Here is a 15,540-nt window from a genome sequence, read left to right as displayed (position 1 = left end):
TTCCCCTGCGAATTAAGCCGTTTTTACGTTGGCGAAGCTGATTGCCGGTTGCGGCAGGCCCAGGTTTTCACGCAGGGTTGAATACTGATATTCCTCGCGGAACAGGCCGCGACGGCGCAGTTCGGGGATCACCAGTTCGACGAACAGTTCCAGCTGATTTGGCAACACCGCCGGCATGATGTTAAAGCCATCGGCGCCTTGTTGTTCCAGCCACAGTTGGAAGTCATCGGCGATCTCCTCGGCGGTGCCGACCACCACGCGATGCCCGCGCGAGCCGGCAGCGACCGCCGCCAGTTCACGCAGCGTCAGGTTTTCGCGTGCCGCCAGATCGGTCAGCAGTTTCACCCGGCTTTGACCGCCTTCGGTGGCGCCGACGTCCGGTACCGGGCCATCGAGCGGGAAGCCGCTCAGGTCGAAACCGAAACGTGCGGAAAGCTGCTCGATACCGTTATCGATGTCCACCAATTGGTTGAGCTGATACCAGGTCTCTTGCGCCTCGGCCTTGGTGCGGCCAATGATCGGCATCACGCCCGGCAGGATCAGCAGGTGATCCGGGTTACGGCCGGCATCGGCGACAAATTTCTTCTGGCTGCGATAAAACGCCTGGCCTTCTTCCAGCGTCGCGGCGGCGGTAAACACCACCTCGGCGGTTTCCGCGGCCAGCTGTTGCCCGGCAGGCGAAGAACCGGCTTCGATGATCACCGGGCGGCCCTGCGGCGAGCGGGAAATATTCAGCGGGCCCTGTACCGAGTAGTGTTTGCCCTGATGGTTGGCGGCATGAATTTTCTCGTCGATGGCGTACACGCCGCTTTGTTTGTCACGCACGATGGCGCCTTCCTCCCAGCCATCCCACAGTTTGTAGCTGGCTTCGAGGAACTCACGTGCCACTTCATAGCGTTCAGCGTGCGTAGGCAGATCGTCGCGGCTGAAATTGCGCGCCGCGTCGCCAGAGAACGAGGTCACCACGTTCCAGGCCGCGCGGCCGTGGCTGATATGGTCGATAGAGGCCATGGCGCGTGCCAGGTGGAAGGGCTGATCGAAGGTGGTGGAAGCGGTGGCCGCCAACCCGATATGTTGGGTCTTGACCGCCAGCGCGGCCAGCAGCGTCAGCGGCTCCAGGCGCGACAGGGTGGAAGGCAAGCGGTGCACGCTGGTTGCCAGCGCGTCGCCGACGAAGAACATGTCAAAGGTGCCTTCCTCGGCCTTTTGGGCAATCCAGGTGAACCAGTCAATGTCCGTCGGTGAACCGCTGGCTCCCTCGGCGCGCCAGCCGCCGACGTGGTGGCCCAGCGCCTGAACAAACAGGCCGAGACGTAATTGACGCGATGGTGTTGAAGGTGAAGTACTCATAATTATTCCTATAGTTATTATTGGTTTAATAATTCGATTAAGCGGGTCAGCGCGGCGGGCTGCGTTAGCGCGCAGTCAGTCATCACGCTGTCACTGTCCAACTGCGGCAGCAGCAGCAGGATGCTGCGCAGCTTGGCGCCGACGTCGGTCTGTCGGGCGGCGGTTTGCTTTCTTGTGACGATGTCACTTAACTGGCGGCCGTCGTGCAGCGTTAGCGTGACGCGGTGGAAGCGTAACTCCGCATCCAGCTCGTCTGGCGGTGCCGTCAGGTCGGCATGGCGTTCAACCCGTGCCGCCAGGGCGGCAATCAGGGGATCTACGGGGTTTTCACCGTAGTGCATCAGCGGCACGGCGCCGCTGTACAACGCATCGGCGATGACGTATTCCAGGCTAAAACGTGCCTCGACCCCGTTTGACGGGCGGCGGATATAAGGGGCGGTGTCGGCACCGGGCGGAAAACTGACCTGAATATGGGCAATCGCCGCGGGAATATCGGCGGCGGCCAAACCTTGTTCGAGCAGGCGTTCGCGCAGGGCGAAGGCGGCTTCGGCGGCGCTGTGGGTGCCGCCGCAGGTCGGGTAGCGTTTAAACTCCAGACCCGGCTGCAGGATGCGCCAGGGCGCGCCCCAATCGGCGGTCAACAATTCCGGCCGCTGGCGTCCGTCGCCGTGCGAGCTCAACAGGCTGTCTATCACACCTTCCGGCTGCCCGGCAAAGCCGGCCTGGGCCAGCAGAACCGCATTCACCGCCGCGCGCGCGGCTAAGCCCGCATGCAGCGGTTTGGCGGCAGAACCGAACTGGCTGCGCAGTCCCGCGGCCTGGGTGGCGGCCAACCCGAGGGCGATCTGTGTTTGGTGCGCAGTGAGCCGCAAATAGCGTGCCGCAGCGGCACTGGCGGCAACGGCCCCCAGCGTCGCGGTGCTGTGAAAACCCAGTTGATAGTGTTGGGTACCGGCCGCCAGCCCCAGACGTCCGGCCGCCTCTACGCCAATGACATAGGCGGTCAATAGCGCGTCAACGTCGGGGTTATCGCCGGTCAGCGCCAACAGCGCAGAGAGCACCACCGTGGTGGGGTGGCCGCGCAGCGCAGGGTGATAATCATCGAAATCCAGCGAGTGGCTGATATAGCCAAAATACAGCGCACGGTTCTCTGCCCCGACCGGGGGAAATACCGATTTTACCGCCGCCAATCCGCTGTCGACGAGTGCACCCTGGGCGATCGGCAATGCGCAGGCGAAATAGTCCATCAGCCCTTGGCGGGCGGCCGACAGGGCGGATCCTTCGGGCCGGCTATCCAGCACCAGGCGGGTAAATTGAGCGGTTATGAGCGATGACAAGATATAAAACCTGATTTTTTATGCGGTTATGTGCCGGGCTGAGATTCAGATTTCATTGTGTGGCGATTTTATTGCGCCCGAAAGAACGAACGGAAATTTCATATTTCAAAATGGAATATAGCGTGCGACGGGGGGCGCAATACCGCCGATGAAAGGCGGTGTTGCGCCTGCCTTAGTCATTTTAGTGAAAAGCAAAGGCGCAATTGAGCTTAAGAACGGTAGGCCGTTACAGGGGGAACAGCTGTTCACTCAGCAGATCGATAAATACCCGCAGCCTGGGCGTCAGGTGTTTACTGGAGGGCCAAAGGATTTTAAAGCTGCCGGTATGCCGACAATGTTCGCCAAGCACCTGTTCCAGGCGTTGTCCGGCCAGCGCCTGCTTCACCGCGAAGTCGGGCAGGCAGGCAATACCCTGACCCTGTTCCGCCAGATAGATCAGCGTATCGACGTTATTGCACACCGCAGCGGCATGCAGGCCGTCAGCGAGGTTCTTTTCCCAGCCCACTACTGGCCAGGCTTCGACTTTGCCGGTGGTGGGGAATTTGTAAAGCAGGCAAGCATGATGGCGCAGATCGTCCGGCTGTTGCGGTGTGCCCGTCTGACGCAAATAGTCGGGCGAGGCCACCAGTTGCAGGTGAAAGTGGCCCAATTGACGGCTCATCAGCCTTGAATCTTCGGTTTCACCAACGCGGATCACCGCGTCGAACCCTTCCTCAATCACCTCAACCCGGCGGTCGGAAAAATCCAGATCCAGCTCTATTTCCGGGTATCGGCGGATAAACGTCGCCAGCACCGGGTTGAGCAGGCCACCCACCAGCGGCAAGCTGACGCGAAGTCTGCCGCGTGGCGCGCTGCGGCTCTCGCTCAGTTCCTGTTCCGCCGCCGCCATTTCACCAAGGATGCGCTGGCAACGCTGCAAGAACAGCCGGCCCTCCGCCGTCAACGTCATGCTGCGGGTGCTGCGGTGAAACAGTCGCACACCCAGACGCGCCTCCAGCCGGGCAATGCTTTTACCTATTGCCGAAGCGGAAACGCCCAACAGGCGACCGGCCTCGACAAAACTGAGCGTTTCTGCCGCCTGAACAAACGCAGAGACCCCGGCCAGATTATCCATCTTGTTATCCTATTGTGGACGTTAGTGTCCGTTATGAAGGGAAATCTAGCCTGTTTTTCTGTGGTGCGCCAGATCCTATCCTCAGGGACGACAGAATTCGCTGTCGAGCAGGGGATGACCGATGAACAGAGACAAACTCAATACCGCGGCTATTGATAAGGCGACCGATCTGGCGCTGGAGCAAAAGCGACTGGTGGGCGCCGTGGTGTTGGTGGCGCAGGGCGGTGAGCTGGTTTATCGCCGTGCGGCAGGCATGGCGGATCGTGAGGCGGGTAAGCCGATGAGCGTCGATGCGCTGTTCCGGTTGGCCTCGGTTTCCAAACCGATCCTGTCCACGGCGGCGCTGGTGTTAATGGCACAGGGGCGTTTAGGGCTCGAGGACCCGGTCACGCGCTGGTTGCCGTCGTTTCGGCCACGAACGGCGGACGGTAACCTGCCTTTATTGACCGTACGCCATCTGATGACCCATACGGCTGGCTTGAGCTACCGTTTTTTCCAACCGGAGCAGGGGTTTTATGCGCAAGCGGGCGTGTCCGACGGCATGGATGACGACCCGCTCAGCCTGGCAGAAAATGTGCGCCGTATCGCCTCGGTCCCGTTGCTGGCAACGCCGGGTACCGAGTGGCGTTATTCGATAGCCACCGACGTATTGGGCGCGGTGATTGAACAAGTCAGCGGTCTGCCGTTGCCGCAAGCGGTGGCACAGTTGGTGACCGGGCCGATGGCGATGCAGGATACCGGTTTCACCGCCACCGATCCGCAGCGGTTGACGGTCGCTTATGCTAACCACCATCCCGAACCCCGGCCTCTGCAACAACCGGACCGACTGGCGTTTATCGACGGCACCGCCGGTTTTAACCTTTCGCCGGCCCGGGCGCTGGATGCCAACGCCTATGCCTCGGGGGGCGCGGGGATGGTAGGGTCGGCGGAGGATTTTCTGCGCTTGCTGGAAGCTCTGCGCCAAGGGGGCGCACCATTGTTGCCCGAAGCCTGGGTAACGGCCATGACCAGCAACCAGATCGGCGATTTAGCGATGCCATTCTGGCCGGGGCGCGGTTTTGGACTGGGGATCACCGTGTTGAAAGACCCACAGGCGGCGCAGACGCCGGAATCTGTCGGCACCTGGCGGATGGGGGGAACTTACGGGCATTCCTGGTTTGTCGATCCGGCCCGGCAACTCAGCGTGGTGGCCTTCACCAATACGGCGCTGGAAGGCATGGCGGGGGCGTTTGTCGGTGAACTGTGCCAGGCGGTGTATGACGGATTACCGACTCTTGCCGGAGGCCAATGATGAAGATCCTGCCGCCGATTTTTTTCATCGCTCTGGGGCTGTTTGGCGTTTACTGCATCGAGTTTGGCGTGGTGGGGATTTTACCGCTGATCATGGCCCGTTACGCGATTTCTGCGGCTCAGGCCGGGCTGTTGGTCGGTGCATTTGCGGTGACGATCGCTTTGCTGGGGCCACTGTTGGTGTTGCTGGCCTCGCGGTTTAACCGCAAACGCATGCTGCTGATTTCGCTGGCCGTGTTTGCTTTGGTCAGCGTGCTGTCGGCCTATGCGGCCAGTTTCAGCACCCTGATGATCCTGCGCATTCTGCCGGCGCTGTTTCACCCGATTTACTTTTCGCTGGCGATGGTGGCAGCGGCTTCGTTGTATCCCAAACAGCAGATGACGCGGGCGACGGCCTATGCCTTTGTCGGCACCAGCATGGGCATGGTGCTGGGGATCCCGCTGACGCATTGGATCGCCGAACGCTTCAGTTATGAGGCCTCATTCCTGTTTTGCGCGCTGGTTAATCTGCTGGCCGGTGTTGGCTTATTATTCCGTCTGCCCGATGCCGCCAGCCACAAAATGAGCTACGGCAAACAGTTGGCGATACTGCGCAGTGGGGCGCTGTGGCTGAATATTCTCGCCTGCGTGCTGATCTTCGCCGCGATGTTTTCCGTTTATGCCTATGCCACCGAATACCTGAGTGGCGAAATCGGCATCAGCGGACCCAGGGTGGGCCTGTTGCTGGTGATTTTTGGCGTGGGTGGGGTGTCCGGCAACCTGCTGGCGGGGAAATGGCTGCACCGGCACCGGTTCGCGACCACGTTGTTGCACCCCGTGGTATTGGCGGTCGCGTATTTATTACTGTACCGCTATGGCAGTACCCAACTGGGCATGATGATCGCCATCTGCCTGTTTTGGGGGGCGGCGCACACCAGCGGCTTGATAGTGACGCAAATTTGGCTGACCTCCGAAGCGCCGCAGGCACCGGAATTCGCCACCGGGCTGTATATCGCCTTTATTAATTTGGGGGTGGCGGTGGGTTCCGTGGTCAGCGGCGGGTTTATTGATGCCTTGGGGCTACAGGGCAGCATTGTCTGCGGCTGGCTGTTCGCGGCGCTGGCGGCGGCGACAATTGCGCTTAAAATCAGGCTCTACCACCGGGAGAACGCCGCCGTGACCGAGGGGGCTATTTAATCATCGCCATCACGCGTTGGAACATGGCGCTGTGCGGATTGGCCAACTCGTTCACCAGTGTGAAATGGTTGTTGTGCCGGTCTTCCAGCAGCGCCACATTCAGCCCTTTTTCGCGGCAGGCGGCGTAATAGGCCAGCGTCTGGTTGCGGAAACCCTGGGTTTCTTTGGCGCCGACGTCGAGCAGGATCTGCGGGGCATGTGCTGTTTCCGGCAGCATCAACAGCGGGCTGAGCGTTGCCGCTTGCTCTGGCGTCAGACGCATCCAGTCATTCACGTAGATATCGCACAGCGGCCGGATGTCATACAGGCCACTCAGCGCCAATGCCCCTTTGATCACGTTGACCGGCACCTGATACCGGTGCTGCCAGTCATCGGCGATCAGCATGCCGCTCAGGTGGCCGCCGGCGGAGCTGCCGCTGACAAAGATACGTTCTGGGTCAATGCCATACTGGGCGGCATGACGGTAAAGCCAGGCTATCGCGCTGCGGACCTCGCGGACGATTTCCGCCAGCGTGGCTTCCGGTTGCAAGGTGTATTCCAGGGTGGCCACCGCTACGCCATGCCGGGTGAAGTTCGCCGCCATCGAGCAGGCCTCTTCCTTGCGTTGGGAGTGCCAATATCCCCCGTGGATAAACACCAACAGCGGTGAAGGCTGGCTGGCGGCAGGGAACAAATCCAGGCGTTCGGCGATGCCCATGCCGTAATGGATATCATAAATCCCCGGCGTCTGCGCTTTGGCCTGCGCGGCCAGTTGCGCATATTGCGTCATGCAGGCGTCAAAATCTTCAACCGAGGCTCGGGCGTTGTACTGCACGGCACGCATGGACAGGTCATCAAACAGCAGGTCGATTTTCATTATCTCTCCTTGAGTGGTTGCCCCTCATCATCTGCCGGAAGCCGTTTTGACGTTTGCTTGTTAATGCGGGTGCCGATCCGCACGGCTATGGCGTCTCATGCACTTATAAACTGCATCTGCTGCGCCTTCCGCCCTGTCATCGGGTGGCATAGGCTACTGACAGGTTCAATCAGGAGTCAGCAAAATGAAGTTTATCGCTCAACATGCCACCGGGCAGGTCAATCTGCGCAGCATCCTCGCCAGCCTTGCTTTGTCGATGCTGGTTTCTTCACTGGGTGCCAGTATCGCCAACGTGGGGTTGCCGACGCTGGCGCAGGCGTTCAATACCTCTTTTCAGGCGGTTCAATGGGTGGTGATCGTCTACCTGCTGGCGATCACCACGTCTATTATCGCGCTAGGGCGTTTGGGCGATCGCCTGGGGCGCCGCCGTTTGCTGCTGACAGGGATTTCCCTGTTCACCCTGGCTTCCGGGCTGTGCGCCATGGCGCCCGAGATTTGGCTGCTGTTGGCAGCGCGCGTCGCGCAAGGATTAGGGGCGGCGGTGATGATGGCGATGACCCTGGCGCTGGTCGGCGAGACGGTCGGGAAAGAACATACCGGCCGCGCCATGGGGCTGCTGGGCAGTATGTCGGCCGTCGGCACGGCACTCGGGCCGTCGCTGGGTGGTGCGTTGATCTTTGCTTTTGGCTGGCGGGCCATGTTTCTGGTTAACATCCCGGTGGGCATAGTGGCCTTTCTGCTGGTTTACCGCTATTTACCGCCGGCGGAACCGCAACCGCAACAGGATCGCGGCCGGTTTGATCTGCCCGGTACCTTACTGCTCGGCCTGACGCTGGCCTGTTATGCGCTGTCGATGACGTTAGGGCGCGGTGCCTTTGGTGTCGTCAATCTGACGTTGTTGCTGTGCGCCGCGTTGGGGTTAGGCGTATTTTTCTGGTTGGAAAAGCGTACCGCGGCTCCGCTGATACAACCGGCGCTGTTCCGGCAACCGGGACTGGGCGTCGGGTTGGCCATGAGCGCGCTGGTGATGACGATCATGATGACGACGCTGGTGGTGGGGCCGTTTTATCTGACGCGCGGGCTGGGTTTAACCGTCGGACAGGCCGGGTTGGCGATGTCGGCTGGGCCGATAGTGGCGGCTTTGCTCGGGGTACCGGCAGGCCGCTGGGTGGACAGGTTTGGGGCGCAAAAGATCACCACAGTGGGCCTGACGATCATGGCCGTTGGTGCGGGTACTCTGTCGATGATGTCGCTAACGCAGGGCGTGTTCGGCTACGTGGCGCCGCTTTGCCTGATGACGCTGGGCTACGCACTCTTTCAGGTCGCCAATAATACGACTCTCCTCAAGCACGCGCCCCCGGAGCAACGCGGGGTGATATCCGGCATGATCAACCTCTCGCGCAACCTGGGGTTGATCACCGGTGCCTCGGCGATGGGCGCATTGTTTGTGCTGGCGGCGAATACCGGCGATATCAAGCTGGTAACGGCCAATGCGGTGTCGAACGGTATGCGCGTAACTTTCCTGGTCGCCGGAGTGTTGGCGGCAATTGCCCTGGCGATGGCCATCAGAAACCATGCCGCCCTGAATTCTCAGCCCAGGTATTCGATGATCGACAAACCGCCGTTGTAATCCGTGCTGTAGATAATCCCCTTGGCATCGACAAAGACGTCGCACGACTGGATCACCTGCGGACGGTCGGGGCGTGTGTCCATCATTCTCTGCGGGGCGGCGGGCACCAAAGCGCCGGTTTCTTTCGGCTGGTAAGGGTTGCTGATGTCGTAGGCGCGGACGCCGGCGTTTTGGTAAGTGGCGAAAATCAGCGTTGAGCTGATAAAACTGCCGGGGCGATTCTCATGCAAATTATGCGGGCCGAAGTGCGCACCTTTGCTGACGTAATCGCGTTCATCCGGCTGTGGGAAGGTGGCGATGCTCACCGGGTTGGCCGGATGGCGAATATCAAACAGCCAGATCAGTTTTTCGCCGTCCTCCTGGTTGTCGAGCACCGCTTCATCCAGCACCACCAGCAGATCCCGATCCGGCAGCGGCAGGGCGGTGTGGGTGCCACCGCCGAACGGCGGGCTCCAGTTGCGGTGAGCAATTAACTGCGGCTGATGAGGATCCTTGATATCCAACAGCGTCAGGCCACCGTCGCGCCAACTCGCATAGGCGGTATCGCCGCTGATGATCGCGTGGTGCAGGGCGTAACGTTTGCCCTCAGGCCAGTCGGGTGTTTCACCTGCGGCGCTGTGCATGCCCGGCAGCCACCAGCGCCCGGCGATTTGCGGATCACGGGGATCGGCCAGATCGACGGTCAGAAAAATGTAGTCGCTGTAGCCGTCGATCAGCGCGGAAACGTAAGCCCAGCGGCCGCCCACGTACCAGATGCGGTGGACACCGATCCCTTCCAGCGCCAGAAAGCCAATCTCCTGTGGTCGGTCCGGGGTGGAAATATCGAAAATGCGTACCCCGGCGCTCCAGTTGCGCGCGTCTTCCGCCGAAAGGGTCTGGCCGATGGCGCGGGTGTAATAGACCTTCTCATCGGCAAAATGCACGTCGGCGAACAGGTCCCTGGCGTTAATCACCAGCAACAAATCGTCATGCGCCTGCAAATGCACATTCCAGGTGCCGGGCGGTGCGGGGATATAACCGGCGGGCCGGGGGTTCTTCGCATCGCGTACGTCGACGATGGAAAACCCCTGCGAAACCATATGGCCGATATAGGCATAGCCCCGATGCACCATAACCTGCACGCCATCGGGCCTGCCGCCCTGATCGCTGTGGCCGATCAGCCGCATATTGCGGCTGTACTCGGGCTGAGGAAGGGGTTGCGTTGCCATCACCGCTCCTTATTTTTTCGCCTGTTGCGCTTCAAGCGTGGCGAACCAGGGAGAGATGAAATCGTCCGATTTGCCCCAGTCCGGGATCACTTTCGCCAGCGAAGCGACGTTGGTGGCTTCCGGATGGCTCAGCAGCAGGGCTTGCGGAATGGCGGCGGCTTTAAATTCATAGGTCGCCGGAGTTTTCTCGCCGGCGATTTTATTGGCGACCAGACGCAGGTTGACGGCGCCAATCAGCTTGGGATCGACCGCCACGCTGAGCTTCCAGGCGCTGCCTTTGGCACGCATCAGCGCCAGATCCTGGTTGGAGATATCGATACTGTAGAGTTTGATTTCGGTGCGACCATTCTCCTGCAGGGCCTTGTAGGCTCCCTGGCTAAACGCGTCCCAGGTGCCCCAGATGGCGTCGATTTTGCCCTTCGGGTATTTGGCCAGGATCGCGCCAATTTTGTTGGCCGTATCGCCCTGAACGTCGGAAGACACCGCACCGATGGACTCAAGTTCTTTGATGCCGGGCTGATCTTTCAGCAGCTTTTGGTACTGCGCCTGACGTCGCTCCATCGGCGGGAAACCCGCCACCCACAGCTTGACGATATTCGCCTGGCCGTTGAAGTCTTTCACCAATTGCCCAAACGAAAGGTCGGTCAACGAAGCGTCGTCCTGCTGGCTGATGGTCACGCCCGGTATTTCACCCTGAACGGCGGTATCAAAAGCCGCCACCGCGATACCGCTGTCGGCGATGCGTTTGAGCAGCGCGGTGGAATAAGGATCGCGCCCTTGCGACAGAATAATGCCGTCGTACTTCTGGCTGATCGCCTGATTGACGAAGTCCTGGAATTTGGCGTCGTCACCGTTGGTCAGAAAGGTATTGACCTGAAAACCCAGCTTGCGGCCTTCCTGCACCGCACCGCTGACAAACTGAGTGGTGTTGTCGTCCGAACCCAAATTGCGGATCACCGCGATGCGGATCGGCCCCTGATGATTGGCGATGGCCGCCGGGATCGGGGCGGGAGTGGCGGCGGAGAACGCGGGAAACACGGCGAACAGACTGAGCGCCAGAAGTGAGGTGTTGAACAATTTCATTGAGTATTACCCTGCATGGTTAAGCATCATTAAAAAGCGGGAGGACAATTCATCGTCACCATTGGGATGGTTTTTTATTGAAAGAATGAATTGTGGCAGCCAGTTTCCATGGGGGAGCCGCAGATGACAATGAACGAAAAATCATAAGCTAATACAAAAGAGTATTAGTGATCGGCTTCCTCGCCTCTATGATGGCAATAGCTGACAAAATAAGGACTTGAAGATGAGTGATAACGCCATCCGCGTGGTCGCCGGCCCCGCCAATTACTTCGCTTTTCCCGGTGCGATTGACCAACTGACGCAGTTTTACTCGCCACAACAGCTGCGCAATGCGCTCTGGGTGTATGGCGAGCGCGCACTGGCGGCGGCCAAACCCTGGCTGCCGACGCTGTTTGACCACCCCGAAGCCCGTCGGGTGCGGTTCAACAGCCACTGCAGCGAAAGCACGGTGCAGGACATCGTGCGGCAGGCCGGCACGGATCGGCAGGTGGTGATCGGCGTTGGCGGCGGTGCGGTGCTGGACACCGCCAAAGTGGTGGCCCGTCGGCTGGGGCTGCCGCTGGTGGCGATCCCCACCATTGCCGCCACCTGCGCCGCCTGGACGCCGTTGTCGGTCTGGTACAACGATCAGGGCCAGGCATTGCGCTATGAAATTTTCAACGATGCCAACCATCTGGTATTGGTCGAACCGGAAATTATCCTGCGCGCCCCGAGCGAGTATCTGCTGGCCGGTATCGGCGATACTCTGGCGAAATGGTATGAAGCCGTGGTGCTCAGCCCGCAGCCGGAACGTTTACCGTTAACCGTGCAGTTGGGGCTCAATACCGCGCTGACGTTGCGCGACGTGTTGCTCAACCAAAGCGAGGCGGCGTTGCAGGCGCAGGCGGAAGGGCAATTGAGTCAGGCCTTCCTCAATGTGCTGGAGGCGATTATCGCCGGCGGGGGATTGGTGGGCGGATTGGGCGATCGCTATACCCGCATCGCCGCCGCGCATTCGGTGCACAACGGCCTGACCGCACTGCCGCAAACCGATGCTTTCCTGCACGGTACCAAGGTGGCGTATGGCATTCTGGTTCAAAGCGCCTTGCTGGGGCAGCCGGAAACCGTGGCGCAGTTGATTGCGCTCTACCGGCGGTTGGATTTGCCGGTAAGTCTGGCGGCCCTGCAGGTGGATATTCACGATGAGGGACAAATCAAACGGCTGATCGATCACACCTTGCAGCCGGGAGAGTCAATTCACCTGCTGCCGCTGACAGTCAGCGAAGCCACATTGCGATCCGCACTTCGCTCGGTGGAATTACACACTGCTTAACCGGGGGCGCGTTATAGGAAACCGGTGGATGAGGGCGGATTGCGCAGCCACGCCACCGTATCCTGAAGGGTCTGTTCCAGCGGTCGGAATGTCAGACCCAATTCGCGCTCGCTTTTAGCATGATTAAAATGAGAACGATTGGCCTCTTTTACCATCAGGCGTACCGTTGCCAGACTGAGCAACACCGGTTTGCCACTGAGGCGGGCATAGGCTTCCTGCAGCGTGGCCACCAGATAAAGTAACGGCAATGGCAGCGTGCGGGTTGGCGTTTTGACACCGGTAATCCTGCCCAGCAGCGGCACCAACTGGTGCATGGTCGTATGTCTTCCTGCGGCCAGATAGCGCTCACCGCGTTTGCCTCGTTCTGCGGCCAGTATCATGGCCTGCGCCACATCTCGCGCGTCAACCACGGAAAAACTGCCCGTCACCAATCCCGGCAATTTACCCTGCATCACGTCATTGGCCAGTTGGCCGGAAGAGGTAGGGCCAAGATCGCCCGGGCCCCACATCCATCCCGGCAAAACCAGACTGCCGTGCATGTCCGGATGCCGTTCCAGGAATTGCAAAACGACTTCATCCGCCAGTATTTTACTGCGGTAATAATCATCGGCATCCTCGGGAAGCCGCAAACAGGTCTCGTCGATTGGTTGGCCCGGTTCGCCGTTGAGCACCGCGATCGACGAGGTGTGCACAAAACGACGTATGCCTGAGCGGTAAGCCTGTTCAAGCAGATGTTCGGTGCCCCCGACGTTGACCGCTTTCAGCTTCGCCCAGTGGTTACCGCCCTTATAGTTATCACGGAAGTAGGCGGCGGTATGGAACAGAACATCACAGCCTTGCAGCTGCTCGGCAAAAGAGGCTACGTCGGCCATATCGCCTGCGATCAACTCAATGCCCTTGGTCGCCCCGAACTGCTGACGGCCTTTTTCCAGCGAGCGCACCAAGGCTTTGACCGCGTACCCTTGGGCGATAAGTTCACGCACCAGATTATTGCCAAGCAATCCGGTTGCGCCGGTAACAAACGCCATGTTCATTTTCATCATGATTAAAGCCTTAAGCGGGTTTCAAATTTCAAGTGATATCTAAATCTAGGGGTAGAGGTTTAAAATATCAAGTGATATCTTGAATGCTGTCAGATCGGCGACAAGCAGCCTAAAGTGGATACGGATGAAAACGATTAAAAAACGGTTAACACGCGAGGAAAGCCAGCATCAGACTCGTGAACGCTTGATTGAAACGGCTCGCCAGTTGTTTATTGTCGGCGGTTATGGTGGCACATCGATCCGTGATATCGCCAGTCAGGCCGGCTATTCGCAGGGGGCTTTCTATTCCAATTTTGCTTCCAAAGAGGATCTGCTGCTGGAACTTTTGCAGCGCCATATGGAAACGGAGGCAGCACAACTCACCCGACTGACCGAAAGTCACACCGCCAGTGCCGATCAAGCCTTGGCAGCGCTCGATGCCTGGTCGGCGAACCTCAATCTGGAGGCGGACTGGTGCATGCTGTCGATAGAGCTGCAATTGCATGCGCAACGCAGCCCGGCCTTTGCCGTTGAATATCAAACCGTCTGGGATGCCCATCAGGCAAAAATTGGCGTGGTGATAGGGGCGTTGTTTGAGCAGGTCGGTAAGACGCCGCCCGCAGCACCCAATGAGCTGGCGGCAGCCTTTATGGCAATGGCGCACGGCTTGGCGTTGCAACGGACTCGTCCCGGAGTTGACCCCTCGGGTCGGTTGTTGATGCTGTTTCTGCGTAGCCTGCTGTGCGTGCCATCAGCAGGCTGAGCCTCTTCCAGGAAACACCCATGCTCCGGTGATATCAGGAGGGCGGAAACTGAATATCGGCGCTGATGCGTGCGCCGTCGGCATCAAACACTAAACATTGCTCCGCCTGGAACCCGGGCTGCAATTTTTGGTAAGGGCGAAACTGCGCATCGCCGGGCAACAGCATTTTGAAGCCATCGTGACCATGACACTGACCGAACAGGTAGGTGTTATTCCCAAGTCGTTCGACGACTTCACAGTGGAAGTCGAGCCGCAGCGGCGAATCTGAGTGGGTAGACAGGTGCTCGGGGCGGATCCCAAGGGTGACGCCTTCGCCGGGAGCCACCTGCAGGGTAGCTATAGCGAGAGCCAAGGTTTTATCTGCTCCGATAGAAACGGTCAGTAGCTCCGGCGTCCAGTTCACCACCGTGGCCGGCAAGAAGTTCATCTTTGGTGAGCCGATAAACCCGGCAACGAACTTGTTGATCGGGTTGTAATACAGTGCCATTGGCGCGCCCATTTGCTCCACTTTGCCGTAATTCATCACCACAATCTTGTCGGCCAGCGTCATGGCCTCAACCTGATCGTGGGTGACATACACCATGGTGGTTTTCAGCTCCTGATGCAGCTTGGCGATATGCAGGCGCATATCGACCCGCAGCTCGGCGTCCAGGTTGGAAAGCGGCTCATCGAACATGAAAACCTTGGGGTTGCGCACTATGGCGCGGCCAATGGCGGTGCGCTGGCGTTGGCCACCGGAAAGCTGCTTGGGCTTTCTGTCCAGCAAATGGGAAAGTTGCAGGGTTTTGGCCACCATTTCAATCTGGTGGCGGATTTGCTCTTTCGGCACTCCATTCACCTTTAACCCATAGCCCATGTTTTCGGCCACGGTCATATGCGGGTAGAGCGCGTAGGACTGAAAGACCATAGCGACACCGCGATGGGCGGGTGCCACGTCATTGACGCGCTCATTGCCAATCAGTATGTCTCCATCGCTGATCTCCTCCAACCCGGCAATCATGCGCAGCAGGGTAGATTTACCGCATCCTGATGGCCCAACGAACACGGCGAACTCACCGCTTTCAATTTCAAGGTTGATATTGTGCAAGGTCACCGTTTTGCCAAATTGCTTGGTGACATTCCTCAGTCTTATGCTGGACATCTGTTAATCCTCGGAAAGTGATCGGTCGACAAACCCCGTCAGGGTGTCTTCCGGCTGTTGTTTTCAGGCTGAATGTAATACGTATAACAATTATTTTCTCGCCGTCATAACCGCCGGAAAGGCTTGAAAAGACTATAACTGCGCTGCATTTCAAGCCCTATCGCGGGTTTTCATTTCTGCAATAACGATCACACAATGATGATATTTGTATAGAGTTGATGCGCTTCTGCGGGTAGCGTATACCAAGGCTGCTCAATG

General features: G+C 59.1%; 13 protein-coding genes. 5 read left to right on the top strand and 8 right to left on the bottom strand.

Annotated features, from left to right (window positions below; all coding sequences use genetic code 11):
• Window positions 1–12: 12 nt before the first annotated feature.
• The 3 genes from ACGS9J_RS15850 to ACGS9J_RS15840 form a co-directional block, all read right to left on the bottom strand.
• Window positions 13–1,350: an LLM class flavin-dependent oxidoreductase gene (locus ACGS9J_RS15850; protein ID WP_442231819.1), complete on the bottom strand. Its 1,338-nt coding sequence runs from the start codon at window positions 1,348–1,350 to the stop codon at window positions 13–15.
• A 17-nt stretch (window positions 1,351–1,367) separates the two neighbouring features.
• Complete coding sequence (locus ACGS9J_RS15845; protein WP_442231818.1) at window positions 1,368–2,687, bottom strand: MmgE/PrpD family protein; 1,320 nt, start codon at window positions 2,685–2,687, stop codon at window positions 1,368–1,370.
• 226 nt (window positions 2,688–2,913) lie between these two features.
• Window positions 2,914–3,801 carry a LysR family transcriptional regulator gene (locus ACGS9J_RS15840; RefSeq protein ID WP_442231817.1) on the bottom strand — a complete coding sequence of 296 codons (888 nt, stop codon included), beginning with the start codon at window positions 3,799–3,801 and terminating at the stop codon, window positions 2,914–2,916.
• Between the two features lie 121 nt (window positions 3,802–3,922).
• Between ACGS9J_RS15840 and ACGS9J_RS15835 the strand changes: the two genes are divergently transcribed.
• Entirely contained in the window at window positions 3,923–5,092 is a 1,170-nt protein-coding gene (locus ACGS9J_RS15835) for a serine hydrolase domain-containing protein (protein WP_442231816.1), read from the top strand.
• Window positions 5,092–6,267, top strand: a complete 1,176-nt coding sequence (locus ACGS9J_RS15830) for an MFS transporter (RefSeq protein ID WP_442231984.1) — start codon at window positions 5,092–5,094, stop codon at window positions 6,265–6,267. Before ACGS9J_RS15835 ends, ACGS9J_RS15830 begins: the two co-directional genes overlap by 1 nt.
• Here the strand turns inward: ACGS9J_RS15830 and ACGS9J_RS15825 are convergent.
• Window positions 6,260–7,123 (bottom strand): alpha/beta hydrolase, encoded by an 864-nt coding sequence (locus ACGS9J_RS15825; RefSeq protein ID WP_442231815.1) that lies wholly within the window; start codon window positions 7,121–7,123, stop codon window positions 6,260–6,262. The genes ACGS9J_RS15830 and ACGS9J_RS15825 overlap by 8 nt on opposite strands.
• A gap of 184 nt (window positions 7,124–7,307) precedes the next feature.
• Between ACGS9J_RS15825 and ACGS9J_RS15820 the strand changes: the two genes are divergently transcribed.
• On the top strand, window positions 7,308–8,753 hold the full coding sequence (locus ACGS9J_RS15820; protein ID WP_442231814.1) for an MFS transporter: 1,446 nt from the start codon (window positions 7,308–7,310) through the stop codon (window positions 8,751–8,753).
• Here ACGS9J_RS15820 and ACGS9J_RS15815 read toward each other — a convergent pair.
• Window positions 8,714–9,961 carry an LVIVD repeat-containing protein gene (locus tag ACGS9J_RS15815; RefSeq protein WP_442231813.1) on the bottom strand — a complete coding sequence of 416 codons (1,248 nt, stop codon included), beginning with the start codon at window positions 9,959–9,961 and terminating at the stop codon, window positions 8,714–8,716. The genes ACGS9J_RS15820 and ACGS9J_RS15815 overlap by 40 nt on opposite strands.
• Window positions 9,962–9,970: 9 nt before the next feature.
• A complete protein-coding gene (locus ACGS9J_RS15810) occupies window positions 9,971–11,044 on the bottom strand; it encodes a sugar ABC transporter substrate-binding protein (protein WP_442231812.1) in 1,074 nt (357 codons plus the stop codon).
• A gap of 223 nt (window positions 11,045–11,267) precedes the next feature.
• Between ACGS9J_RS15810 and ACGS9J_RS15805 the strand changes: the two genes are divergently transcribed.
• Window positions 11,268–12,356, top strand: coding sequence for an oxidoreductase (locus ACGS9J_RS15805; protein ID WP_442231811.1), 1,089 nt, complete (start codon window positions 11,268–11,270; stop codon window positions 12,354–12,356).
• Between the two features lie 11 nt (window positions 12,357–12,367).
• Here the strand turns inward: ACGS9J_RS15805 and ACGS9J_RS15800 are convergent, their stop codons facing one another.
• On the bottom strand, window positions 12,368–13,399 hold the full coding sequence (locus ACGS9J_RS15800) for an SDR family oxidoreductase (protein WP_442231810.1): 1,032 nt from the start codon (window positions 13,397–13,399) through the stop codon (window positions 12,368–12,370).
• Window positions 13,400–13,523: 124 nt separating this feature from the next.
• Between ACGS9J_RS15800 and ACGS9J_RS15795 the strand changes: the two genes are divergently transcribed.
• Window positions 13,524–14,141: a TetR/AcrR family transcriptional regulator gene (locus ACGS9J_RS15795; protein ID WP_442231809.1), complete on the top strand. Its 618-nt coding sequence runs from the start codon at window positions 13,524–13,526 to the stop codon at window positions 14,139–14,141.
• Between the two features lie 34 nt (window positions 14,142–14,175).
• Here ACGS9J_RS15795 and ACGS9J_RS15790 read toward each other — a convergent pair whose 3' ends face one another.
• Window positions 14,176–15,282, bottom strand: coding sequence for an ABC transporter ATP-binding protein (locus ACGS9J_RS15790; protein WP_442231808.1), 1,107 nt, complete (start codon window positions 15,280–15,282; stop codon window positions 14,176–14,178).
• Window positions 15,283–15,540: the final 258 nt, after the last annotated feature.

The sequence above is a fragment of the Serratia quinivorans genome (assembly GCF_052113645.1).
GTDB classification, from domain to species: Bacteria; Pseudomonadota; Gammaproteobacteria; order Enterobacterales; family Enterobacteriaceae; genus Serratia; species Serratia quinivorans_B.
The sequence above is the reverse complement of the archived record's forward strand: the minus strand, read 5'-3'. Positions and strand labels throughout refer to the sequence as shown.